The 24,809-nt window shown below is 40.2% G+C and carries 20 protein-coding genes; 9 read left to right on the plus strand and 11 right to left on the minus strand.

Going from position 1 to position 24,809, the window contains the following annotated elements; all coding sequences use genetic code 11:
* Positions 1–37: 37 nt before the first annotated feature.
* The 3 genes from BGO42_RS03825 to BGO42_RS03835 form a co-directional block, all read right to left on the minus strand.
* Positions 38–1,336 carry an anthranilate synthase component I family protein gene (locus BGO42_RS03825; protein ID WP_273246282.1) on the minus strand — a complete coding sequence of 433 codons (1,299 nt, stop codon included), beginning with the start codon at positions 1,334–1,336 and terminating at the stop codon, positions 38–40.
* Between the two features lie 185 nt (positions 1,337–1,521).
* Complete coding sequence (locus tag BGO42_RS03830) at positions 1,522–1,746, minus strand: hypothetical protein (RefSeq protein WP_177734718.1); 225 nt, start codon at positions 1,744–1,746, stop codon at positions 1,522–1,524.
* 175 nt (positions 1,747–1,921) lie between these two features.
* Positions 1,922–2,752 carry a universal stress protein gene (locus tag BGO42_RS03835; protein ID WP_273246284.1) on the minus strand — a complete coding sequence of 277 codons (831 nt, stop codon included), beginning with the start codon at positions 2,750–2,752 and terminating at the stop codon, positions 1,922–1,924.
* 177 nt (positions 2,753–2,929) lie between these two features.
* On the opposite strand from BGO42_RS03835, the gene mnmE reads away from it, so the two are divergent.
* Complete coding sequence (gene mnmE, locus BGO42_RS03840) at positions 2,930–4,321, plus strand: tRNA uridine-5-carboxymethylaminomethyl(34) synthesis GTPase MnmE (RefSeq protein WP_273246287.1); 1,392 nt, start codon at positions 2,930–2,932, stop codon at positions 4,319–4,321.
* Between the two features lie 447 nt (positions 4,322–4,768).
* Here mnmE and BGO42_RS03845 read toward each other — a convergent pair whose 3' ends face one another.
* The 6 genes from BGO42_RS03845 to BGO42_RS03870 form a co-directional block, all read right to left on the minus strand.
* A complete protein-coding gene (locus BGO42_RS03845) occupies positions 4,769–6,199 on the minus strand; it encodes a glycosyltransferase family 2 protein (protein ID WP_273246289.1) in 1,431 nt (476 codons plus the stop codon).
* Positions 6,200–6,203: 4 nt separating this feature from the next.
* Entirely contained in the window at positions 6,204–7,025 is an 822-nt protein-coding gene (locus BGO42_RS03850; protein ID WP_273246291.1) for a hypothetical protein, read from the minus strand.
* Positions 7,026–7,118: 93 nt separating this feature from the next.
* Complete coding sequence (locus BGO42_RS03855) at positions 7,119–7,484, minus strand: response regulator transcription factor (RefSeq protein ID WP_177734726.1); 366 nt, start codon at positions 7,482–7,484, stop codon at positions 7,119–7,121.
* 76 nt (positions 7,485–7,560) lie between these two features.
* On the minus strand, positions 7,561–9,552 hold the full coding sequence (locus BGO42_RS03860) for a GAF domain-containing hybrid sensor histidine kinase/response regulator (RefSeq protein WP_273246292.1): 1,992 nt from the start codon (positions 9,550–9,552) through the stop codon (positions 7,561–7,563).
* A 651-nt stretch (positions 9,553–10,203) separates the two neighbouring features.
* The gene (locus tag BGO42_RS03865; RefSeq protein ID WP_273246293.1) at positions 10,204–14,457 is read right to left on the minus strand and encodes a T9SS type A sorting domain-containing protein; all 4,254 of its coding nucleotides are present in this window, start codon (positions 14,455–14,457) and stop codon (positions 10,204–10,206) included.
* Between the two features lie 186 nt (positions 14,458–14,643).
* A complete protein-coding gene (locus BGO42_RS03870; protein ID WP_273246294.1) occupies positions 14,644–15,138 on the minus strand; it encodes a T9SS type A sorting domain-containing protein in 495 nt (164 codons plus the stop codon).
* Positions 15,139–15,343: 205 nt separating this feature from the next.
* On the opposite strand from BGO42_RS03870, the gene BGO42_RS03875 reads away from it, so the two are divergent.
* Both BGO42_RS03875 and BGO42_RS03880 read left to right on the plus strand, forming a co-directional pair.
* A complete protein-coding gene (locus tag BGO42_RS03875; protein ID WP_273246295.1) occupies positions 15,344–15,718 on the plus strand; it encodes a hypothetical protein in 375 nt (124 codons plus the stop codon).
* A 75-nt stretch (positions 15,719–15,793) separates the two neighbouring features.
* The gene (locus tag BGO42_RS03880; protein ID WP_273246297.1) at positions 15,794–16,303 is read left to right on the plus strand and encodes a contractile injection system tape measure protein; all 510 of its coding nucleotides are present in this window, start codon (positions 15,794–15,796) and stop codon (positions 16,301–16,303) included.
* A 91-nt stretch (positions 16,304–16,394) separates the two neighbouring features.
* On the opposite strand, the gene BGO42_RS03885 is transcribed toward BGO42_RS03880, so the two are convergent.
* Together BGO42_RS03885 and BGO42_RS03890 are read right to left on the minus strand one after the other, a co-directional pair.
* Complete coding sequence (locus BGO42_RS03885) at positions 16,395–16,799, minus strand: DoxX family protein (RefSeq protein WP_177734732.1); 405 nt, start codon at positions 16,797–16,799, stop codon at positions 16,395–16,397.
* Positions 16,800–17,103: 304 nt separating this feature from the next.
* Positions 17,104–18,564, minus strand: coding sequence for a glycosyltransferase family 2 protein (locus BGO42_RS03890; RefSeq protein ID WP_273246300.1), 1,461 nt, complete (start codon positions 18,562–18,564; stop codon positions 17,104–17,106).
* A 78-nt stretch (positions 18,565–18,642) separates the two neighbouring features.
* Here BGO42_RS03890 and BGO42_RS03895 point away from each other — a divergent pair, with 78 nt between their 5' ends.
* The 6 genes from BGO42_RS03895 to BGO42_RS03920 all read left to right on the plus strand — a co-directional run bounded on the left by BGO42_RS03895 (position 18,643) and on the right by BGO42_RS03920 (position 24,696).
* Positions 18,643–18,888, plus strand: a complete 246-nt coding sequence (locus BGO42_RS03895) for a hypothetical protein (RefSeq protein WP_273246302.1) — start codon at positions 18,643–18,645, stop codon at positions 18,886–18,888.
* A gap of 112 nt (positions 18,889–19,000) precedes the next feature.
* Positions 19,001–19,411: an OsmC family protein gene (locus BGO42_RS03900; protein WP_177734735.1), complete on the plus strand. Its 411-nt coding sequence runs from the start codon at positions 19,001–19,003 to the stop codon at positions 19,409–19,411.
* 105 nt (positions 19,412–19,516) lie between these two features.
* The gene (locus BGO42_RS03905; RefSeq protein ID WP_246296996.1) at positions 19,517–20,500 is read left to right on the plus strand and encodes an alpha/beta hydrolase; all 984 of its coding nucleotides are present in this window, start codon (positions 19,517–19,519) and stop codon (positions 20,498–20,500) included.
* A gap of 201 nt (positions 20,501–20,701) precedes the next feature.
* Positions 20,702–21,724: a catalase family protein gene (locus BGO42_RS03910; RefSeq protein ID WP_273246305.1), complete on the plus strand. Its 1,023-nt coding sequence runs from the start codon at positions 20,702–20,704 to the stop codon at positions 21,722–21,724.
* A 9-nt stretch (positions 21,725–21,733) separates the two neighbouring features.
* Positions 21,734–23,608 (plus strand): LodA/GoxA family CTQ-dependent oxidase, encoded by a 1,875-nt coding sequence (locus BGO42_RS03915; protein WP_273246307.1) that lies wholly within the window; start codon positions 21,734–21,736, stop codon positions 23,606–23,608.
* Between the two features lie 26 nt (positions 23,609–23,634).
* Complete coding sequence (locus BGO42_RS03920; protein WP_273246369.1) at positions 23,635–24,696, plus strand: FAD-dependent monooxygenase; 1,062 nt, start codon at positions 23,635–23,637, stop codon at positions 24,694–24,696.
* Positions 24,697–24,809: the final 113 nt, after the last annotated feature.

The raw sequence follows: 24,809 nt of genomic DNA on the forward strand, positions 1-24,809 counted from the left end.
AAAAGATATCGGGGTTTGTTTGGCTCCTTTACAGGACTCATTCCCTGTTTCCTTCCAGTACTTCCCGCATGGCTCTGGCTTTCAGCAGGCATTCTTCATATTCGTCTTCGGGTAAAGCCGCCGCTGTAATGGCACTGCCCACAGAAAACGAAACATATTGTTCCGCGGCATGGTATAGAATACTCCGGATGACCACATTGAAATCGAAGTCGCCTTCGGGTGTAAAATAGCCTACAGCACCGCTATACAGTCCTCTTTTGGTTTCTTCGAGTGCTTCGATTATTTCCATAGCCGATATTTTTGGTGCTCCGGTCATACTGCCCATCGGAAAGGTGGTTCTTATTATTTCTACCGGTGAAATTGCCGTACTGACTTCCGAAACAACGGTAGAGATCATCTGGTGTACTTGTTTAAAGCTGTAAATTCCGCAGAGTTCTTCAACTTTTACACTGCCTTTTTCGGCCGTATGGGATAAATCGTTCCGTACCAGATCGACGATCATGATGTTTTCTGAACGTTCTTTCGGATGCTGTGCCAGTATTATTTTAGCTTCGGTGTCCTGTAGTATATCAGTATGGCGCTTAGCCGTTCCTTTTATCGGTTGGGAAATTACTTTGGTTCCTTCTTTCCGCAGGTACCTTTCCGGTGAAGCCGACAAGAGATAATGGCTGTTATTTTTAAAAAAGACAGCAAATGGCGGCTGGGAAATGGCATTTAGCTTGCGGTACACTTCAAACGGTTCTATTGTTGCGTTTTCAGCAAAAAATTCCATACAGAAGTTGGCTTCATAAATATCCCCTCTATGGATATGGTGCAGCATTGTACTAACCTTATCTACATATTCCGCTTTGCTGATACGCTGCTGAATACGGTTGTTTTGAGGAATTACCTCCTGATATTCCGTAACGGACTGTATGTCATCCCAATCGGAATCGACTTCATCATCACACATGTTCAGATAGCGGATTTCCAGTTCGTTTCCTTTTAACAAGAACAGTTTTTTAGGCTGAAAGAAAAACAAATCAGGGAAATGTAAGCCGTCATGATTGTTCGAATGCAGTTGTTCCGTATCGTTTTTCAGATCGTAAGCCAGATAGCCAAACAGCCAGTCTTTTGCCTGCGACTGGTATTGTCTTAAATCTTCAAAAGCATTCTGATAGTCGGTTTTGATAGACGTAAACGCATCTGCAGCCAGAACAGCATCATAACTACCGTATTGCTGCGGGTAATCGTTACTGTCTAAAAATATAATTTCCCGGAATTGTCGCGCCCAAAGTAATAACTGTCTTTTAAAGGCTTCCGGATTAGGGATCTGTTTTGCAATTGCTGTTCTCAAAAGTCGGTATTAAGATTCCAAAAGTACAAAAAACCTGACTGCCGTTCAACATCGTTTTTACCTGCCAGACTTTATAGTATATCCTGAATTATCGCTGTGCTAAAATAATAAAGCCGTAAATAAATACGGCTTTGCTGATTATATTGTCATTTTTACTTTGTTGTTATGCTACATACGCATGATGCTTAGAAGAACAGGTTGGACCATCCCTCCCATCCGGACATGATTTCTTTTAAATGCTGATGGCAGTTGATCTTGGCATCACTGATGTTTTCTTCAGCAATGGTAATAATACATTTCTCCGCCTGTGTCATATAATCCGTTACCAGCATGTAAAAATCACTCACTGAAGTCGCGTCACTATTCTCAATAATTTTGTGAAGCTCGTTTTTTATTTCTATCGTTCCCATAACTGCTATACTTATTTGATTTGTAATATACGATAACTTCGGATAATAATCACTATTTCTACTGTTATCGTATATTTCCATTCCTATTTCCTACTCCCTGATCACTTTTTTGTAAAGCGTTTTGTGATTTTTACTTTTCCAATTACCAAACAATACGGCTATACTGTTTGTAATTTTATTCGTGCAATACTAAAATCGGTGTTTTGGAATGATACGATAATTTCTGAGTCAGACTTTGTCTGAACAACTCTTCAAAGAAAGAACGTTTATAGGTTACCATCGACAGGATATCAATATGCTGATTATCCAGAAAGTCAAAAATGGTTTGTTTGACATCGTCATCCGGAACGACGAAAAATTCAACCGGCTGCTTTTCAAATTCCTGTCGCCATTGTTCTATTAGTTCTTCCGTGCCTTCGAAATTTTTAGTTTTTACTGCCAGACATTTAATTTTCGCATTAAACATTTTGGCAAACTTAATCACCTCGTACAATCCTTCTTTATCCTGTTCTCTAAAACGTGTTGTAAACGCAATGTTCCTGATAATATCAAATTTTGCATCATTGGGTACGCTTAGAATATTTTTGCTGACGTTCGTAATGGCGCTTCCGGTATTGGATCCAAAAAAGGTTTCCTGCCAGCCGGTTGCTCCGGTTGTTCCCATCACCACCATGTCGATTTCTTCTTCTTTTACGACTTCTTTTATTACATGAATCAAATCGCCCTGTTTTAACAGATGCTGCATTTTGATATAGCCCAAATCATTATCCTCCGCTATTTTTCTAAGGGAAGGTATCTGATCTTTAAAATTTTCGAATTTATCGAGCTCAATGGTTTCAAATACTTCTACAATAGCGGTGGCATGTCCTTCATAGGAAATGGGCGGTAAATCATATACATGCAAAACCAGTACTTCAGCCTGAAGTTTATTCGCGAATTTTAAGGCGTAAATAAATGCATTGTTAGCTGTTTCTGAAAAATCTGTAGGGAAAAGGATCTTTTTCATGGTTAATAGTTTTGAATTTATTTTCTATAAAGTTAGTAAAAGAATTACAAAAAACACTGGGCAAAAACCAGTTTCACAATTATTTAACCCTACAAAATAATGCTGTTGCTGCCGGTTTTGATTTCAACAGTATTTCTTTTGTACCTTTGCTGTCTTATTTCGTTTTTGAGCATACTTATGATTCCACAAGATACTATTGTTGCCCTGGCAACTCCTTCGGGAGCAGGTGCCATTGCCGTTATTCGAATTTCAGGAAAAGAGGCGATCAGCATTGCAGCGTCTGTTTTTCAATCGGTTTCCGGAAAGGATATTACCCGGCAGCGTACGCATACCCTGCATTTGGGGCATATTGTTGACGGTGAAAAGGTATTGGACCAGGTATTGCTGTCTCTTTTTAAGGGTACCAATTCGTATACCGGCGAAAACACGGTGGAAGTTTCCTGTCACGGTTCTACGTATATACAGCAGCAGATTATTCAATTATTGCTCCGCAAAGGCTGCCGTATGGCAAATGCCGGTGAGTTTACACTGCGTGCCTTTTTAAACGGTAAATTGGATTTGTCGCAGGCTGAGGCTGTGGCCGATTTAATTGCTTCCGACAACGAGGCTTCCCATCAGATAGCGATGCAGCAAATGCGCGGCGGTTTTAGCAACGAGATAGCCAAATTGCGTGAGGAGCTGCTGAATTTTGCTTCCCTGATTGAACTGGAACTGGATTTTGCAGAGGAAGATGTGGAGTTTGCCGACAGAACACAGTTTCACGAGTTACTGAATCGTATCGAGTTTGTTTTAAAACGCCTGATCGATTCGTTTGCTGTGGGGAATGTGATTAAAAACGGTATTCCGGTAGCGATTGTCGGTGAACCGAATGTGGGGAAATCGACGTTACTGAATGCGCTTTTAAACGAGGAGCGTGCGATTGTATCGGACATTGCCGGAACAACGCGTGATACCATTGAAGATGAGTTGGTGATCAACGGAATCGGTTTCCGTTTTATTGATACTGCCGGTATCCGTGAAACGGTCGATTATGTAGAAAGTATCGGTATCAAAAAGACTTTTGAAAAGATGGAACAAGCCCAGGTAGTGGTGTACCTGGTAGACAGTTCGGCAATCCTTGGCGAAAATCTGAATTCCGTTCAGGTTGAAATCGAAAAAATCCGCAACCAGTTTCCGTTAAAACCATTGGTAATCATTGGTAATAAAGCCGATAAACTAACCACGGCACAAACCGCTCAGATACAATCGGAAATTCCGGATATTTTACTAATCAGTGCCAAAGAAAATATGAACGTTGAGGCATTAAAAGACAAGCTTTTATCGTTTGTAAATACCGGCGCTTTGCGCAATAATGAAACCATCGTAACGAATACCCGTCATTATGATTCCCTTTTAAAAGCCCTGGAAGAGATCCAAAAGGTACAATGGGGCTTACAGTCCAATCTGTCCAGCGACCTGATGGCAATCGATATCCGGCAGGCTTTATATTATTTTGGAGAAATCACCGGACAGGTAACGAATGATGAGTTATTGGGGAATATTTTTGCGAATTTCTGCATCGGGAAGTAATAACAAAAAAAACTTTTAGACTACTTTAAAAGGGTTGTTTGTCATTTGCACATAACATATCTGCAAATGACAGCTTTTTTTGTTCCCTTTTTTATCCTGAAAAAATCTTACACATGCCTGGAAACAGTTGATCTGATCAGAAAATAAATACCTTTTGTAAAATGGTTTCCCTTGGCATCTTCCTTTTTTATTTTAGGTATCTTCAAAAAAAATCAAAACTGTCTGATTAAACAATTGTGGCATTTTCTCCGGAGCTTCGTAATCTTCTCCTGTAAAAATAAACATTTTACTATTCGGTATTTTTTCAGCAAGCAACGTAGCCTGTTTCACCTTTACCACATCATTATCACTTATATTGACAAAACAGGTACTTTTCAGTATGAATCAGTAATCTGTTACCATACTTTATTTTAGACAAAAGATTGGTATCAAAAAGTTACTTTATCATCACTTCTTCGTAAACCCTTTTCTTGTCATTTCGCCCCAGCCTTTGGTGCCCATGACTTTTTCTTTATACCCTACCAAGGCAGAATAAACCGTTATCGGGTGAAAATATAGCGGTTCTATAAAAGCGGCCAGTAACAGCTTTACAAAATCGGCTTGCTTGGGGTATTTGTGGTACGTACGTTCTTCACAGTACAGTGCGATAACGGAAAAGAAAATAGCAAAGGAATAGACAAACAATACCAGCAGAAAGAAGAAATGCCAGTTGAGCATACCGGATATCAGGAATATTACCGTCATGATAAGTCCTATAAACTCTATTGCGGGTGCCAGGAATTCAAACAGCGTCCAGTACGGCACGCTGATTAGTCCCAAAAGTTTATAATTCGGGTTCAGGAACATTTTTTTATGAATGCTAAGGGTTTCGATCGTTCCCCGCATCCAGCGGCTGCGCTGCTTTTTGAATATTTTGAATTCTTCCGGTGCTTCGGTCCAGCACAGCGGATCGGGTATATAACTAACCGCATAAGGCAGCTTGTTTTCGAGCATATAGCGTCGCATGCGTACCACGAGTTCCATGTCCTCACCCACTGTTTTGGTGCTATAGCCACCAGCCAGTAAGGCTATTTCCTTATCAAAGGCTCCAAAAGCCCCGCTGATTAATAATAATCCGTCAAGCCTGCCCCAGGCCATTCTTCCTAAAAGAAAAGCCCTTAAATATTCCAGAACCTGTATGCGGGACAGCATGCTATCCGGAACATTTACCTCAACCAGACGTCCGTTTTTAATGATGCACTGGTTCGCTATCCTCACTACGCCGCCGGTCGCAATAATGCGCTTGCCATGCGATTCAAGAAAAGGTTTTGCCAGTTTGAGCAGCGAATCTTTATCAAGGATACAATCTACATCAATACATACCACGTATGGATATTCTGCTATATTAAGACCTGCATTCAGGGCATCGGCTTTGCCTCCGTTTTCCTTATCAACTACAATCAGTTTTTTAAATGCTGCATTCCGGGAGCGGTACAGGCCTTTTATTTTTTTTGTTTCAATTTTTGAATGCACCTCAAGTTCCGTAAGGACAAGATCGTACGTCCTGATCAGGATCTCCATCGAATTGTCCTTACTCCCGTCATTCACTATGATCACCTGGTAATTGTTGTAATTCAGGGAAAGCAATGATTTTACATTTTCCTCTATCGTGAAACCTTCATTGTATGCCGGTGCGATCAGGGAAAGTTTCGGCGCAAATTCGCTTGTAAGCAGCACGTTATAGTCTACAAAACTATTCTTTTTAAGATAGCCTCTCAGCTCTTTGGCAGAAAGGTATGCCAATATGAGATAGGACGACATAATCAATACCGCATAGGCCAGTATAAGGATTAAATACAGGTCAAAAAACAATGCTATTTCATTATTCAAAAAAGTCATCTGCTTATACTGTTAATGTCTGTAATACGTTTTGCGCTTCATATTTTATTGCGGTATTGGGCGCTCTTTCGGCCAACTGTGCTACATACGGCACTTTTTGTGACAGCTTAAGTTCTTTAATAAGCTTTAGGCCGAGAGCGATAACCGTTGTATTCTGTGATTCCAGTAAATTCTCAATCCCTTTGGTATCGCCTAAATCATGTTTTTTAAAAGCGTCTATAATATTCACCTGCGTCCAGTCATCAATCGGATAAGGATGTGCTGTGAGGTATACGATCCCTTTTGTACCACCCAGTTTGATTCCCGCGTTTATAGCGGTAATCTGCAAGGTTTTATTCCGGGCTTTGGAATATGTTATGATCGTATCGAAAGCGTCCTTAACGTTCATCTCCGCCAGTTCGGTAATCCCTTTACAGCGGACATCCCATTTGAGGCTTTTAAGCTTTTTTAAGGAATCATTGATTAATCCGGATTCTTTATAAAACTGCTCCAGCTTCTGTGCATAAAGACCATCATAATTTTTATGGAGGTTGATAACCGACTCCGTTATCACTTCCCGGAAAAAACGGCTATCCGCTTTCGCCGCATACTCTTCGTCCTGCATAACGGCAGAAAAAGGAATATCTTGGAAAGCCACGGCAAACAGTAATTTGTCAATACAGCTACTGTATACGATCCGGAGCCTTTCCCTTTTTATATTACCGCTTCGGCTTTTAATAATGAACAGGTACAGGAAAAATGATGCCGTTATAAACAAGCCGGTTGCCAGGATTAAAAAAGGCTCGCTCCATGTACCGCTTGTATAAAGTTCCCGGAAATGTATCATTTTAGAAGTATTTCGTAATAATTAGCTGAAAAGTAAACCTGTTTCTGTACTATCTGTACACCGGCAGAAAAATGAAATCGTATATAAACGTCATCAAACACGGATGTTCAACAGCTTATTGATTCTCACCAAAAGCACCGCCGGGCTGACCGGTTTGGCTATAAATTCGTTGGCTCCGATGTCGAAAGAATCCAGTTCGGTCTGTTCCACCCCTGAAGAAGTCAGTATAATTACAGGAATATCCGAATTCAGGCGCTGTCTTACATATTGCGTGATTTCCATTCCGCTGATGCCGGGCATGTTGATATCGGTAAGGATCAGGTCGTAACTATTGGTTTCAATAGCATCCAGTGCATCCTTACCGTCAGAAAACTGGTCAACAGTATATCCTTTAGACTCTAAGAAAAAAGATAATGATTTGCGTAGGATATCATTATCTTCTGCTAAAACTATTCTCATTGATTTAATATTTGTCTTGGGGCAAATTGTATTTTATCCGAGCCAGAAATGATGTAAAACCATATATATTTTTTTTTTACAACAGCTCTTTTAAATATTTAACTACTTCTACAATTCCGAAATGCAGGGTATCGATTTCCCCGGCTGTTGCTGAGGTAAACTGACCCAATCCGGCTTCCATCTCGATAGCGGACAAACAGTGACTAAGGTCTTCCAGCATGAACATGTCTAAACTGGATTTCATATTATGCGTCAGCCGCTTTACCATATCGTGGTCATTATTCTGAAAGGCTTCCTGCAGCTGTGCTACATCGGCCGGAATTTTTTCTATAAAAAGAGCTATAATTTCTTTTCTGAAGTTCTGGTCTCCGCTTGATGTTTCATCGATAAAAGACAAATCGACCTTTCGCTTACGGTTAAGTTTATTATCCGGGCTCAATGCCGCTTTTATAGCTTCTAAAAGGACTACCTGCTTGAACGGTTTGGGTACATAAGCATTCATCCCCACATCATAACAACGTTCCTGTTCTCCAATGAGGGAGTGTGCCGTCATGGCGACAATAGGAATCGATGAGTTCAGGTCTTTCCTGATATATTCGGTGGTCTGGTAACCGTCTTTAACCGGCATCTGAAGATCCATCAGTATCAGATCGTATTCGTTTTTTAATAAGAGCTCTATCCCTACTTCTCCGTTTTCGGCAATGTCTAATTCAAATCCAAAGTTATTGATAACACTCTTCGCCAGTTTTTGGTTTAAAACATTGTCTTCACAAAGCAGTATTTTAAGTCTGCCCAGGTTTTCTCCGGATAATGTTTCCGTTTTTGTTTCCGTATAAGCTGCTTTTTCATAAGTAAGCACAAAGAAAAATTCGGAACCTCTTCCTTCCTTACTCTTCACCTGGATTTCGGCGTTCTGTAATTCAATTAACTGCTTTACAATGCTAAGACCAAGTCCTGTACCGCCAAATCTTCGCGTAGTACTTTCTTCTGCCTGCGTGAAACGTTCAAAAATAGTTTTGAGCTTATTCTCCGGAATACCGATACCGGTATCTTTAACCGAGAACCGAAGTGCATAATGATTGTCTGTTTCTTCAACCATTTTTACAGAAACCGTTACTTCTCCATCTTCTGTAAACTTCAGAGCGTTACCCACAAGGTTAACCAGCACCTGGTTTAGTCTTCCCTGATCGCCAACCACCATTTCCGGCATATCGGCATCCAGGAAGAGATTGAATTCAATATCTTTCGGAACCTTTACTTTTAGTAAATTATAAACGTGTTTAAGTGTCTTTTTTAAATTGAATGGTTCTGTTTCAATGGTTAAATTACCGGATTCAATTTTAGAAAGATCCAGGATATCATTAATGATCAGCAGCAGGTTTTCTCCGGCTATCTGTACACTATCGATATAATCATGCTGGGTAGCATCCAGTTTTGTCTGGGCAAGAAGATCCGTAAAGCCAATTATCGCATTTAACGGTGTTCTGATCTCGTGACTCATATTGGCCAGGAAACTATCTTTGGCCAATACCGCTCTTTCGGCAATTTTTCTCTGAGCGTCCAGTTCAATATTTTTGGTTCTTAGTTCCAGTTGGTTTATAACGTGTTTTGCCACGATTGAAAGGGCATTCCGCTGGTTTTCGTTAAGTTCTTTAGAAACATGATCTATCGCGCAGATGGTGCCTATGTTGTAACCATCGGGCGTGGTAAGCGGAATACCGGCATAGAACCGGATTTTAAAGCCTCCGGTTACATTCGGGTCGTCTTTAAATTGGTCGTTTAAAAAGGTATCGCTTATTTCAACCATTTTGGAATCCATAATGGTATACTGGCAAAACGTAATTTCACGCGGAACTTCCGACACTCCAATTCCTATTTCGGATTTAAACCACTGTCTGCTCTCATCTATAAATGAAATATGGGCAATAGGTACACCGCAGATGTAGGATACCAGTTTTGTTGCATCATTAAAAGCATGATCGGGCAATGTGTCCAGGATATTGTAACGCTTTAATGCGGCTAAACGTTCTAATTCGTTGTGTGGAATCGGGTATTGTTGATTATTCATTTTATCAAAAGGAAAAATGCATAAGTACAAAAATAATTCGAGATAAAACCCTGCTAAAGGATTTTGTAACCTAAAAAAAATCAGAACCGGTTATTGTACCTGTACCTGCCTAAACTTATTGCCGCCTTTTTGTTCATCCAGATCAAATTATTTTTTCGGGCATTTGACTTTTCGGCTAATTATTGGCACTAATCCAGGATCACTACAGTGGTATAAAGGCAGCAAAGTTACCAGCCTAAAGAGCAGTCCAATACCTTCCCTTTTTCTGTTGCGACCAGAAAATTATTCGAACCTCCTTTTTATAAGACCAGCTGTTCAAGCTGTTTCATCAAAAAAGCGGCAAGGTGTTTTCTCCTGTGACTGCTTTCTGTTATTATACTGTCATAAACAGCTAAATCATCGACAAGAACAATATGATTGGCTACATTTTAAATAGCTATTAATAAAGCCCCTAACAATATTGTCCTAAAATCAAAACTGAAAATTATTTTAGATAGGGTTGAATCACATAAAAAATCTCAAAAGCAACTTATACTTTTGAGATTTTTTTAAAGATCATTTTATAGGTTGATGATTCATATTGATTTCATCAAATATCCAAGCTATTTTATGTGCATAACAATCGTACGCTTTTCGTTATAATCATGTTTATTAGTTTTTAATTAGCTTAAGAGTTACTGTCTGTATACCATTTTCCAGTTTTGCCAAATAATAACCCGTTGCCAAATGTTGCAGATTTATTATATTATTCTCTTTTGGAGTTAAACTCGTAGAATATATTTTTTCGCCTAAAATATTATAAATAGAAACCAAATAATAGGCTTCTTTTTCCTGGCTTAAATCAATATTAAACAGCTCCTTGCTTGGGTTTGGATAAACTTTAATATTGCTATAGCTTTGATTCATTTCAATCTCAGGTTCACCAACTTTAGCCTGGAAGCCTGCCGAACCAGATATTCTGGTAATATTTCCAGCCGGTAGTCCATTAAAAGTCAGGAATTTCCCTCCCACTATTATTTTACCATCACTCTGTAATTTTAACGCTTTAATATAATTATTGGTTATACCTGGCAAATCTGTAGTTCCTTCACCAATAGAAAACGTAGAGTCTAATGCTCCGTTTGGATTAAGACGTATCATCTTTTTCACCGGATTTCCATTAAAAGTAGTAAACTCTCCTGCAATGATTATTTTGTTAGTACCCGGTTCCAAGAGTATGTCATTTATACCTCTTTCTACACCCATAGTAATATTAAAATTAGGGTCAATTTGCCCGTTATTTAATAACCTTACGATACATTTTACATTAGTACCATTATATTTTGTAAAACCTCCCACAACTATGATCTTACCATCTGCCTGTAACGCCATTTTAGTTAAAGGACCAAAAATAGAGACATTCAGATCATTATAACTTATTGAGCCTATGGTATCTCCCGCTAAAAAATTACTATCAAGTGTACCGTTGGCATTCAATCGAATGATATTTTTTACTGTAGTACCTGCAACAGGTGATGAAAAACTACCCAATAAGAGAATTTTACCATCCGGTTGTATCAATATGGACTGAACAATAGCCCAATAATATGTATTTAATTCTGTAGGGTTAAAAGTAGGATCTAAAGTCCCGTCCGTCTTAAGCCTTACTATACCTTCTTTTTGTACTCCATTATATGAATAGAAATCCCCTCCGACTAATATTTTACCATCCGATTGTATTGCACAGGCATAACCATTATGATTTGTACGACCAGACATTCCCGCAGTACCTACACCACCCACATTAAAACCTGGATCGACACCTCCATCCGGCAATAATCTGGTAACACATGAAGTCGTACTGCTAAATACTGAATTAGTCGACACTACAATGATTTTATTATCCGATTGTATTGCTAATCCATTTCCTCCCTGATTGCCTGTATAACTAAAGCCTGGGTCTAATGTTAGATCAGTATTAAGTCTGGCTATATAAGGTTTTGAAATATTATTGTAGGTGGAAAAGTGACCTGCAATAATTATTTTATTGGTATTTTGCTGCCCAATATTCCTAACCAAATTATTAGCTCTTACATTAGCAGGCAGCGTAGACTCATTTGCCCTACTTACAACAATGGTAACTGTAGCAGTGTCTGTAACATTGCAATTCCCAAAAACACTTAATGAATAAGTTAAAACATAAGTTCCAGCCGGAGTATTTACAGGAACAGTAATTGCTCCCATACTATCAATACTTGCACCTGCAATAGAAACCGGTGCAACTAATGCCATAGAAACATTGGATAACGATTCTGGACTAGAAAGCACGCCATTATACTTATCATTTGCATATACGCTAATAGTAGTACCACCGGTATTGCTGTATATGGGTGCACTGGTAAAATCATCGTTTATAGCATCTATTGCAATCGTATTAGCCGCTGTGGTTGTTACATTAATCGTTCCATATAAAGTTGTTGCACAACCATTTGAATTAGTGAATGTATAGCCAATGGTTATAATGCCAATACCAGCTACTGAGGCATTAAAAGAATAAACGCCATTGGTTACCGTTACGCCCGGACCTGAAAAAACGCCATTCTCAGGTACATCAGATAAATAAGCTCTTAAATCACTGAGCTTTTGAGTAGTACAAATAGCTGTAGGTAGTTCCAGTTTCTTCCCGTTAGTAGGAATTAAAACAACATTATCTATATAATAACTTCTACGAAAAGTTTGTGGTGAGTTTAATTCTTCATTCGCATAATTATAATATTCACATCCTGGAATATTCGAAGCAGGAGTATTTGTCACTATTGTTTCGTTATTCAATGCTCCTAAATACAAAAATTGCTCACCACCCGTAGTCGTGGTAAAATTAAATGTTATGGTATCCCAGCCATTAGTATTTCTTATTATTCCCGGTGATGTAAATAGATTAGCTGTATTTGTAATACTAATCTCTGTCGTAGGATTTAGAGGGACTACTTCAATATTCGAAAAATAAGCCTGTAAGCTACTTGCAAAAGCACTAGATCCTTCAGCTAGCGATGCGTCAAAACTCAATTGATAAGTAGTGTTGGGCTGCAAAGGTGTTTTTAACGTTGTATACAAATGTGCTCTACCCAGATTATGCTTGGAAACGATGATATTTGCATATCCATTACCAATATTATTGTTAGACGTCTGATAGCCACGCATATTACAAGGAACACCTGGTGTATGAGAAGTTGAATTAGGAGCAGCAAGCGCATTAAAGTAGGAAGGAGCCATTACAGGAGAACTTGGATAATTCCATCCGCAGGCTTTTGTTATTTGATAAGCACTTGTTGGCAAACTGGAATACTGCTCAAAATCACCATTCATTACCAAATTACAGGCTGTAGGTACAGGACTGCAGCTATCCGGGTTAGGTAGTGGTAAAATATATACATACATATAAGTAATATTCCCTCGTTGTGTACCATTAACCGGTACATAGCGCAACAGGTGTAAACCGGGAACTGTTGTTGTAAAATTAATTGTTGTTCCTGCTGTCCCTGCTGTTGCCGAAAGTGTTGATGCTGCTGTGATATCCTGCAGACATTCAAAACCAGTAGCATTTACATCGTTGGACAAAATTCCTGATAGGATTACGTTGGTACTGGTGGCACCAGCTGTACTAATCGAGCCTATAAATGTATAGGTACCATCTGCATTTATCCCATCATTAAGACCAGCAACTGTAATACCACTACAAGCCGTGCCTCCATAATTAATAAAACCACTACTTGTAGTACTTGAACCAAAAGTAGTTTTTACATTATAACCTATATCACATAAGGTTTTACGTTCTTCGTTTTTTAAATATCTTTTGGTAATTCCTTTGTTGATATTGTTACTCAATACAAAATAGGCATCATTACCATAAGGACTTGTACAGGTTGGATATAACTGATCTTCAAAATGACTTAAACTGCTACCCGGTTCAAAACAGGTTGGAGTATAAACCGGTACAGTAGAAGTTCCTACATATTTTACGGCATTAATACAGACCGTACTGTTAAGTGAACCACTGCTTAAATTGTCTGGTGAAGTACACCCCGGCCGTAAAATTGAAAGCGGTACGATTGGGTTAAAACTAACGTCATACATTGTACAACTCCCCATAGTCAGCAACGGTTGATTTGTATTGGATCTTAAAAAAGTATCATATCTGGTATAATATCCCATTCCGGTTATTGAAGCTCCATTTTGATCTATAAAGCTATTAAAGCCCAGGGCATGCGTTATCTCATGCAACATAACGGTATATAAATCATATAAATTACCTGGTGCATTTATTGTCAGATCTGTATGCCACAATATATTTGAATCGGTGAAGTTAAAAGCAACCTCACCGTGGTAAAAATTACCTAAATTTCCCATATTAGTATAAGAATCATTTCCCAGATGTATTGTCTTCCACATTTCCCCATCCAAAATACCTCCTGCAAAAATACCTGGATTATAAGGTGCAATGTAATATGAAGATGCCATACCTAAAACTCCTGCCGGAGCAGAAGTATTGTTGAAATTCTTAACCAAAATATTTACTTTCTTACCGGTAGCAGTAAGTGGAGAAATAATAAAATTAGACAAGTCTTCAAAAACTTTACAGATTACAAGCCTGCGGGCATTATGAACCGGGTTTGAAGTATTTTCCATTCCTGATCCTGTTTCGAAAAACAAATTAAAATAAGACGTTGATGAACATGTCAGCTGTGGTGATCTATTTAACGATCCATCCGGAGTATTGATTGTTATGTCATTAAGAGTATACTGCTTTCCATATCGATCATATATTTTCCCCAACGAAGGTTTTTGCTGGGAATACCCCTTTAAAAAGGTTATCAATACCAGAAATAGTAATGAAAAATTTTTACCTATGTGTTTATTTTTTGTCATAAAAAATATTTAGAATGCTAAAATAACGAAAACACATCCACATTTTAACATTCCAAAAAGAAAAAGTCGCAATTTGCAAACATTGCTTTTTTAATGACCTTTTTACACACATAGCTTTTTTTAAGAAGCTTATCTTGTTTTAATCCCGAATAACCACAGAGGTATAAAAGCTGTAAAGCTCTCAGCCTAAAGAGCGGTACTGAGCCTTCCCTTCTTCTGTTGCGACCAGAAAATTATTTGAAACTCCTTTTGATAAGAAGCCCGATTACTGTTCTCTTTAGATTTTAAAATTACTCTTCCTTTGATATCTATAATCTCTATAGAAAAAATGTTTGATTGGGATTCAATATTAAGAATATTGTTTACCGGATTGGGATATATCGTTAAATCATTTTGAAAAGCAACTTCCTTGTTTGATAGCACACCGCAGCTTAACGATATTGGAACATTCGAATTGCTATTGGTACCGTTGCCTAATTGTCCGCTTTGATTCCAGCCCCAGGTCCAAAGAGTTCCGTCTGTTTTTATTGCAGCCGTGTGACCATGTCCTTCACTTATACTTTGCCAGCATTGAGCATAAGTTAAATTGCTAATGAATATTACTAAAAGTAAAAAACAAACCTTTTGATTTTTTATGTTATTTTTCAAAAAAAGCGTACTATTTTTCTTATATTGATTCATTTTAATTAAAATTAATGCAATACAATCACACAATATGTCCCAGCCATAGTGTTAAAGTAATCAAATTATACTAATAATAAACCTATATTATCCAAACATTGCCTTAGCTTTTCATTTCAATTTATCTTATTCATTGTCTTCTTAGGCTTACATGGAATCTTTTATTAAATTTACTACAGCCTTAATTGTTATTAAACAGCAAATCATGCCAATACGATTTTTAATAGTATTCCTTTCTTTGTGTTTTTTGTCCTGCAAAAAAGAGGATCGTACGGAAACCGATAAAAAGGAAACCATACCCGTGGCTGCTTTTGATAAAATCAAATGGAAAACAAAAGAAAATCGGGATTATCCCTATAGGGACAAAATGCTTGACTATTTAATGACAAGCGATACCCTGAAAAAATTAAAAAAAGAGGAAGTGCTGAACCTGCTCGGACAACCGGACCGGATTGACAGTGCCTATCTGTTCTACAGGATAAATCAACAAAGGCTGTATTTTTTTCCTTTGCATACCAAAACATTAGTCATTAAACTAAAAGAAAACGACAGCGTAAAACCCGTTATGATCCATGAATAAATGGGGCAAAAACCGGCTGTTGCTTATTTTGACAGGGATCAATACATCCAACCAAAAACAATTTAAACAACTGTTATGAAAGAAGCGATTAAGGTAGAAAACGCAGGAATGGTAATCCTGACAAATTATATCCCTGTTTTATTGGAACGTCTTCGTCTGGTAAGCGGCAAACAATTTACCAGTTCAGAAAACCAGCAAAATGCAGCCCTTTATTTACAATATCTGATCACAGGATTACAGAAAACAGATGAGGTTTATTTGTCCTTGAATAAAGTTCTTTGCGGATTGCCTGTAAATCAAGACTTAGCTGATCAAATGGAGATCTCCAATGAAGACCAATTGCTAATGACCGGTTTAATGGAAGCTGCCATTTCACACTGGACAGCCATTGGCCGCTGTTCTGTTGATGCTTTCAGAGGTAATTGGCTTATCCGGGATGGAATACTAACAGAACATGAAGACAAATGGGAACTCACCGTTGAAAAAAGAGTTTACGATCTATTACTTAATAAATCTCCTTTTTCTTTTTCAATTATAAAACATCCCTGGATGAATAAACCCTTATATGTCAACTGGCCTTATTAACAGCTTTTTCACAAGGAATAGTGCATTATTTTTAGCCGATTCTGCAACATAAAAACACCATTTCAAAAAGGCAATTAACTTAAAAGCCGGTTTATGCTTTAATTTGCTGCTTCTTAACGGCATCAATGCTATATGGTCCAGCTCCGAAATAGGAAATCATCAGCGCACCACCAACAATAGACATGTTTTTCATAAAGGTCATCAAAACCAGCTGATGCTGCATGCTATCTTCAACAGCCCAGAAATTGTGCATGATAAAAGTTACCGGCAGCAATACCAGAATGATGAGCCAGGCACCCCATTTTGCCATAAAACCAAATAAAATACTCAGTCCGCCCAGCAATTCGAATATTCCAACCAGCGGAATAAGGATATAGGATAACGGTATTCCCTTGACTGCTGCTTCATAGACATAACTGTCCGAAAATTTAGCAATGGAAGAATACATAAAGATCATGCTGAAAAGAAACCGGCCGATTAAAGGAATACACTTCATGATTCAGGAATATATATTGTTAGGAAATATGCTTTTTAACACAAATAAAAAACACTGTTTGAAATTTCCTTCAATATACTAAAAATAAATCAAACAACTCATAATCAACACAATATTAATAAAACCCAATTTTCAAATAAAGATAATTTATGGTTTCATTAATACAATCACAAGCTTGCATATCCCAGACTATTCCCAATAACACCTTGCCCTTTGCTTTTTGCCTCCTGACCTTTGCCTCCTGACCTTTGCCTCCTGACCTTTGCCTCCTGACCTTTGCCTCTTGCCCTTTGCTTTTTACCTCTCACTTCTTCTCCACTAAACCACGCGTCAGCCAGCCTCTTCTGTTTGCTGTAGCAATGGCATACGGAGTGATCCAGAACAAGCCAAAAGTATAGAGAATACTATAGGAATAAGCCCAGAATGATTCGGATATACTATACCGCTTCGCATAAAAGAAAACGGAAAAACTGGACATAATCAGGATACCGGAAAGTGTGGCACTCAGAAACAACACCGGATGCGTGAATATAAAAAGTAACATCGCTATAATAAACGGATAGGCCATAACGATCTTTAACGACTGGTTTAAGAATAAAAGCCGGGTTCCCACTGTAGAACCGTTTCTAAACTTTTTAAACACAAACCTGGACATCATGATATTTTCACGCACATTGCTTCGGTCCCATCGGATAAACATCTTGTACAAACCGCTGTATTGCTCCGGTACATTCGTTAAAACATACGAATTTCTCTGAAACAGAACATGATACCCCTGCTTCAGGATCATATTGGTCATCGCACGGTCTTCGCCAATATCGGAAGGCTGCCCCATAAACGTCTGGCTGATCCATTCCGGAAGACACGCAAACACCACATCACTGCGGTAAGCCGATAAAGCTCCCGGAGTACACATTACCGATCCCAGCGCACTTTCGGCAGAACGCATAAACTCAAAACTCAATACAAAACTAACATTCAGCATTTTCGGAATAATCCCGCTGTTGTTATTTAAAACCTGGACATTTCCGGCAACGGCACCACACTTCTCGTTAGTAACAAACGGGCTGACTAAATTTCGTAAAGTATCTGCCTTTACAATCGAATCACTGTCGACCGTCACAAAAATCTCCCCGGTACCAAGCTTGAACCCGCGGTAAAGCGCATGACGCTTTCCTTTATTTTCCGGTTGCTTATAGATCGACACCCGATCCCCTAACCTTTCTTTTGCCTGCTGCATCCAGTACCAGGTATCATCCTTACTTCCATCATCTATCGCCAGCAACTGTAACTTCTCCTGCGGATAATCGCTGTTTGCCAGGCTCATTAAAGTATCCCACACCTGCTTGCCTTCGTTATAAGCCGGAACGATCACCGTACAGGTAGGCAGTAACGCGTCTGTAACAGATTCAACGGGCTTGTATTTAAAATATAAAAACAAATTATACAGGAAAAACCCCAATCGGAACAACAGCAGTGAAGTGCTTAGTACAATAAAGCAAAACCACCCTGTAGTATTCAGGCGCTCCAGATTGACTTTATCAAACTCCGGCTGCAATTCATACACCAGGAAAGTCGAGCCAAGCAACAGTACAAAAGTACTCACGAGTACTGCAATACCCAAAGGCTTTAATGATCCCTTTGCCGCCTTTTTTGATGCTTTTTTATTGCTGTAAAAAACAGGATTACCCATACCGGGTACCGCTGTAGCCCTATCGTTTTTGGCAAAATATAATTGTTCGGAAGTAATTGATTCGCTTTTCATATTTGTTGTACTATTCGTTACTATCGCGATTCCACACATTTGATGAGGAATCTGCACAGTCACAACAAAACAAGCGGTATGCCATTTACATTTTCAAATGATAATGAAGGCTTTAGCGCTGAAAACCCTAAAATAAAAGTGTGGAAATTCCCCAATTCAATACCCAATTCCCCAACCACATCCGGATTCTTCAACCGGTTACCACAGTTTCCGGAAAACAGGAAAAACAATCCCTGCCGGCCAGATACAAATCAGCATTGGAAAAGACAATTTTATCAGGCTGTCAACCAAAAAACCCGTACAAACCGCTTAAAAAAACAATAAAAATACCATAAAGGGAAAAATGTACAATTTTAATAGCCTTTTATACCTTTCCGGAGGCGCTTTACGATCCTACCTTTGTCCTATCAAATTAATCCTTTAAAAAATAAACAACATGAAACGTAAAGCAAAAGCCGTATGGAACGGTAACATCAAAGAAGGTAACGGACACCTAACCACAAACAGTCTTGTTTTAAACAAAACCCAATATTCCTTTAACAGCCGTTTTGCTGAAGGAATAGGTACAAACCCCGAAGAACTGTTAGCAGCGGCACATGCCGGGTGCTTTACCATGAAATTAAGCCTGGATCTCACTACTGCCGGCTATACTGCCGAAGAGTTGACCACAGAATCAACCGTTACACTTAACGACGGAAAAATTACACAGTCACTACTCATTCTTACTGCAAAAGTACCCGGAATATCCGATGAAGAATTTCAGCAATTAGCCAGACAGGCGGAAGCTACCTGCCCTGTTAGCCAGGCTTTTAATTTTGAAATCATACTGCAGGCAAACCTTGTTTAATCGTTTTTTATACTTAACTTTTAAGTTCATTTTATTATGAAACCTATATTTTCTTTCAAACGGGTAGTATCCCTCATTTTAATAGCAACCTTAAATTCAACAGTTATGGCACAAGAAAGAGCTTACAAAGGAGAAAGTGATCCACAGATTTTTAAGGACGTACGATCATTTTTAAAAGCGCTTAATTCCGGCGATGGCAAACCACTGGAAACCTTATCCCCGGCCGATGCAAGACAGGTATTGGTGGGCGCGCAGCAATCGGTTACCGTAGATTATTCCGGAATTGAAGAAACGGAACGCAGTATTTCCCAAAACGGTTACACCGTAAAAATCCATATCACAAAGCCCAAAGGCGTACAGAACAATGCTCCGGTATTTATTTTTATCCACGGCGGCGGCTGGGTACTGGGCGACTATCCTACCCACAGAAGACTGGTGCGTGACCTTGTCGTTGCAAGTGGTGCGGTGGCCGTATTCCCGGACTATACCCCATCGCCCGAAGCAAAATACCCAACGGCTATTAATGAAATATATGCCGCTGCCGAATGGGTGTCAAAAAACGGCAAAGAAATCGGTGTGAACGGTAAAAACCTCGCAGTAGTCGGTAATAGTGTTGGCGGAAATATGGCGGCAGTAATTGCCCTGATGGCAAAAGACAAAAAAGGACCGGAAATCAAATTACAGGTGCTGTTATGGCCGGTAACCGATGCCGATTTTGAAACGGATTCCTATAACTCATTTGCAAACGGACGATTCCTGACTAAAAACATGATGAAATGGTTTTGGGACAATTACCTGCCGGATCCTGCAAAAAGAAAAGAAATATATGCCTCACCATTGCAAGCCGGTTTGGCTCAGCTGAAAGGCCTGCCACCGGCACTTGTTCAAACGGCAGAAAATGATGTACTCAGAGATGAAGGAGAAGCCTATGCCCGAAAACTTGACGAAGCCGGCGTACCGGTAACCCTTACCCGGTATAGCGGTTTAATACACGATTACGGACTTTTAAACCCTATTGCCACTATTCCTGCTGTACAAACAGCAATACAACAGGCAGCTGTGGTTATCAAGACAACCCTGAATAAATAAACCGCAATTAATGCTACAATAGCCCTGGAGCCGATTATAGTAATCGGCTCCAGGGCCATTTATTCGTTTTAGCACCAGCCTTCTTCCTAAACCATCCGGCTGCTACAGACTCTTGTTCCTTTTTAAAATCACGTATTACTACCTGACCCCGGACTTTGGCGATTTTCTATATTGCAGTAACAAACTTACAACTCAACTACCATGCAAAACGAATCATCAAAAAAAGCAGCTATTGATTGCGAAACCAATCCTGCTTTATCCCTTAAAAAAATGTTTGTCGATACGACTATGGGGAACCGTATCATTGCCGGACAGTGCCCGGTGCGCAGAGGGGTATTCTTAAAACCCCATGGTGTTGCCAAAGCCGATTTTATCATGATGCCGGGATTACCTCCGGAATACAGAGTCGGGATCTTTGCACACGATCATTTTGAAGCCTGGGTACGTTTTTCAAGCGATACCGTTCCGCATGCACCCGATATGAAAACAACGGTTGGCATCGGGATCAAACTGTTTGGAGTACCGGGCAAAAAATTGCTGGAATCCAGTGAACACGCCACTACTGCCGATTTTATCCTGCAGAATATGAATGTGTTTTTTGTAGATAATGCTACCGAAATGTGCAAATTCACAAAAGCCGGCGTTGTAGACCACGATTATAACCTGTACCTGAAAGACCATCCGGAAACCGAACGCATTTTAAACGAAATGCAAAAAGTCGTTCCGAGCTGCCTTACAACACCTTATTGGAGCGGACTACCCTATTCTTTTGGCGAAGACCGCTTTGTAAAATACAAACTGGAGCCAATCAGTCCGCCGTTTAGTGCGCCGCCGTCTCAAAACTCAACAGACTATCTGCAAGCCGATTTACAGGCCCGTTTGAACATGGGAGAAGCCCAATTTAAATTTATGGTTCAGTTCCGTACCGATCCGGATAAAATGCCGTTGGACAAAGCCATGGTTCCCTGGGACGAAACAGAGTCTGTTCCGTTTCATATCGCTACGCTCGTTATCCGCAAACAGGACATAACCACTCAGGGACAGGCCGAATATGGCGAGAACCTTTCTTTTAATCCCTGGCGGACCCTGGAAGTACACAAACCGCAGGGCAGCATTAGCGATGCCCGTAAAATTGTGTATGAGGCCGGAGCCGATTTAAGACGTTTTAAAAACGGTGTTCCTGCCGTAGAACCCAATCTGCCAAGACAATTAAACAACCAATAAGACAGCGTTATGGATACTAAAAAGATACAAAAAGTAGCTATTTATCCGGCCATCGGAATAGCGCGAATAGGAAATTCAAAAGAATATTACCTGGCTTCCGATTTACCGGGAGTTACTCCGGTTTCGGAAGGCGGTTTTAAAGACGGTGACAATCTGTTTAAAAAGCAGGTGCCTTTGTTCCGTATTTATGCATTGGACGAAAACGACAAACCGTTATATGAAATTAACATGGACACCGCTGCCGATGTCAATATCGAATGGCGGGTGCATGTAGCCAACAGAAAAGCGGCCTGGTACCAGTTTAACAATGCCCTGGATCTGGGCGAATACAGTATTCCGAGTACCAAGCGTAACGGAGCCGTTATGGGTGCCGACAGGAATCAGCTTGTAATTGACCCGGGAACGCGAACCATCAGCGGAAGAAAAATATCCGGTGACACCTACCAGTTCAATACCGGAAAGTTCTATGACAAGGAAGTTTCTTTGGGTGAGATCAAAACAGACGAAAAAGGCCGGTTACTCTTCTTTGGTGGTGATGGAAAAAGTGCCTCCCATCTTGGGAACCGCGCGATAACCTTTGCCAATAACGACGACTGGCACGATGATACTTCAGACGGTACCGTACGCGCCAAAGTGACCATTGGCGGACAAACATTTGAAGCCAAACCTGCTGTGGTAGCCTGTACGCCGCCAAATTTCGGACAGGGATTGTTCCCGGTCGTAAGCATGCTGGATGTGGTTGAGGACCTGTACCTGCGTGAAGGCTGGATGGCTCCAAAGGAAACGGTTAATTTCTATGAAGACATTCACCCGATACTGTCCCGGATGAGTACGACACAATGGGTAAACGAAGGTTTCTTTGTTTTATTCGGTACCAATTCCCCGAGTGATTTTAACAATCCTGATTTTATCCGCCAGCTGGAAAGTCCGGACGAACAATATGAATCCGAGAGAAAACGGGTATTCGAATGGTTCCGGGACCATCAGTCTACGGAATATGAGCCGACCAAACTGCCACCGCATTACGGTGATTTATTTGGTGATTATGACGATCTGCCGGCGGTTGACCTATCGGTAACTGCAACACAATATGAACGGTTACGACTATGGGCTGAAGGTAATTTTATTACCGGAAAACCGAAAGAGATCATTCCATTTGAGGAATTACCGGTAGCCGGACAGGTGGATGCTTTATTAAAAGCACCGCTGGAAGAATGTTTGGGCGGACCTTTCCACCCGGGCATCGAGATTACCTGGCCTTTCCGACACCTGATGATGTGGGAAGAACCTTTCCGCTTAAAAGTTTTAGCCGAAAATGAAAAGGTAAGAGACGATTACGGCGGCATGATCACTTCCGAAATAGCCTTATCGGAAAACGGACCGCTGGACGGAACCGGACCGGGATCGCTTACCCGATGGTTAGGCGTGCCGTGGCAAACGGATGAAGCCAGCTGTATGTCGGGTTATGATGTAACCCTTTACCTGCCGTTGCCTTCTTTCTGGTCGGTAAGAGTTCCGAATACGATATTATCAATGGACAGCTACGAGCGGTTGAAATCGAAAACGACAAACGACGGTCAGAAATTAAAGCATTTCTCATACCGCGTGGACTGGATGCGTGATTTCACTTCAAATTACGTTCCGCGTATTAACAATATGATCGCCAAATGGCATCAGTTGGGAATCATTACCAAACAGGAACTGGAAACGCAATCGCAGTTTTTACCCGATGCTTTATGGGTAGAAACCGACCGCGAAGGCCCAAAAGGTACAGATCCTACTTTTGAACAGGTAAAACATGCCGAAAGAGAAAGTATCGTGAGTGGCCGATTATTAAGAGAAGTACCACGTGAAAGTCATCCATTAAAACGTCACGAATTATAGCAACGTCCGTTTCCATACCGGTAGTTATCGTTGGCGGTGGTCCTGCGGGATTAGCGACCGCATTAACGCTGCACAGTCATAACATTCCGTGTATCGTAATTGACAATCATACCGAAAATGCCGTTAAATTAGGAGAATCATTGGCTCCCAGTGCCAATGCCGTTTTTCGGAAATTAGGTCTGGAAGGAGTGTTGACTTCCGGACAACACAGCTTGTATGTGGGTAATAATGTTGTGTGGGGCGATTCGTCGCTCCGCCAACGTTATTTTTTACACGAGCCTTATGGCGATGGCTGGCATTTAAACCGCAGCTTATTTGAAAAACAACTCCGGGAAACGGTTATCAGCCGCGGAATTCCATTGCTGCAAAATTACCGCTTATCGGAAATCACGGCATGGGATGATAAAATGATCGTAAGTTGTTCGCATAGCGATGCTGCCCCCTATACAATTACGGCCGATTTTATAGCCGATTGCAGCGGAAGAGCTTCCATAGTGGCTAAAAAAATGGGCGTAAAAAAACAGACTGTCGACAATCTGGCTTCCTATTATTTTATTGCAGAACCGGCGGCAAATCCGTTAAAAGGCATGACCTTTATCGAAGCGGCAGCAGATGGCTGGTGGTATGCCGCACCGATAGCAAACAACCGGATTATCGTCAATTTCATGTCGGACAGCGATTTACATCCTGCCAAAACAGCTTCTCTTACGGACTGGTTACTCCGGAAAGTAGCCGCTACCGAACATCTTAAAACATATATTTCCACAACGGCAATACCAACGGCAGGTATTAAAACCGCCACCACTTCACTGCTGGAAAAACCGGGCGGCAAACAATGGATAGCCGTGGGCGATGCTTTGTGCACCTATGATCCGCTCACTTCTTTCGGGATTACCAATGCCCTGGTTAGCGGCCACCATGCAGCAAATGCAATCGCCTCATTTTTACAGGGTAATGCCGGTGCTTTATCGGACTATATCACTTCTCAAATGGCATTATTCAATAAATCGGTTGCCTTGTTACAAAACCAGTATCAGTCGGAACAGCGCTGGCCGGAACATCCGTTTTGGGAAAGACGACAGGTTTAAGGGGTGATTTATGATATTTGAGGGTTGAGGTTTGATTTGAGAAGGATGAAGTTTGAAGTATGATTGGGGATATTTGATTTACGAGGTTTGATTTTGATAGTGTAAGTAATTAC

The organism is Flavobacterium sp. 40-81 (genome assembly GCF_001898245.1).
GTDB classification, from domain to species: Bacteria; Bacteroidota; Bacteroidia; order Flavobacteriales; family Flavobacteriaceae; genus Flavobacterium; species Flavobacterium inviolabile.

Excerpts from the sequence above, each read along its gene's own strand:
- BGO42_RS03850 (WP_273246291.1), bottom strand. The coding sequence starts at position 7,025 with ATGATACATTTCCGGGAACTTTATACAAGCGGTACATGGAGCGAGCCT.
- BGO42_RS03885 (WP_177734732.1), bottom strand. The coding sequence starts at position 16,799 with ATGAAGTGTATTCCTTTAATCGGCCGGTTTCTTTTCAGCATGATCTTT.
- BGO42_RS03835 (WP_273246284.1), bottom strand. The coding sequence starts at position 2,752 with ATGAAAAAGATCCTTTTCCCTACAGATTTTTCAGAAACAGCTAACAAT.
- BGO42_RS03870 (WP_273246294.1), bottom strand. The coding sequence starts at position 15,138 with ATGAATCAATATAAGAAAAATAGTACGCTTTTTTTGAAAAATAACATA.
- BGO42_RS03875 (WP_273246295.1), top strand. The coding sequence starts at position 15,344 with ATGCCAATACGATTTTTAATAGTATTCCTTTCTTTGTGTTTTTTGTCC.
- BGO42_RS03855 (WP_177734726.1), bottom strand. The coding sequence starts at position 7,484 with ATGAGAATAGTTTTAGCAGAAGATAATGATATCCTACGCAAATCATTA.
- BGO42_RS03880 (WP_273246297.1), top strand. The coding sequence starts at position 15,794 with ATGAAAGAAGCGATTAAGGTAGAAAACGCAGGAATGGTAATCCTGACA.
- BGO42_RS03865 (WP_273246293.1), bottom strand. The coding sequence starts at position 14,457 with ATGACAAAAAATAAACACATAGGTAAAAATTTTTCATTACTATTTCTG.
- BGO42_RS03900 (WP_177734735.1), top strand. The coding sequence starts at position 19,001 with ATGAAACGTAAAGCAAAAGCCGTATGGAACGGTAACATCAAAGAAGGT.
- BGO42_RS03845 (WP_273246289.1), bottom strand. The coding sequence starts at position 6,199 with ATGACTTTTTTGAATAATGAAATAGCATTGTTTTTTGACCTGTATTTA.
- BGO42_RS03910 (WP_273246305.1), top strand. The coding sequence starts at position 20,702 with ATGCAAAACGAATCATCAAAAAAAGCAGCTATTGATTGCGAAACCAAT.
- BGO42_RS03830 (WP_177734718.1), bottom strand. The coding sequence starts at position 1,746 with ATGGGAACGATAGAAATAAAAAACGAGCTTCACAAAATTATTGAGAAT.
- BGO42_RS03915 (WP_273246307.1), top strand. The coding sequence starts at position 21,734 with ATGGATACTAAAAAGATACAAAAAGTAGCTATTTATCCGGCCATCGGA.
- BGO42_RS03905 (WP_246296996.1), top strand. The coding sequence starts at position 19,517 with ATGGCACAAGAAAGAGCTTACAAAGGAGAAAGTGATCCACAGATTTTT.
- BGO42_RS03860 (WP_273246292.1), bottom strand. The coding sequence starts at position 9,552 with ATGAATAATCAACAATACCCGATTCCACACAACGAATTAGAACGTTTA.
- BGO42_RS03890 (WP_273246300.1), bottom strand. The coding sequence starts at position 18,564 with ATGAAAAGCGAATCAATTACTTCCGAACAATTATATTTTGCCAAAAAC.
- BGO42_RS03895 (WP_273246302.1), top strand. The coding sequence starts at position 18,643 with ATGCCATTTACATTTTCAAATGATAATGAAGGCTTTAGCGCTGAAAAC.
- mnmE (WP_273246287.1), top strand. The coding sequence starts at position 2,930 with ATGATTCCACAAGATACTATTGTTGCCCTGGCAACTCCTTCGGGAGCA.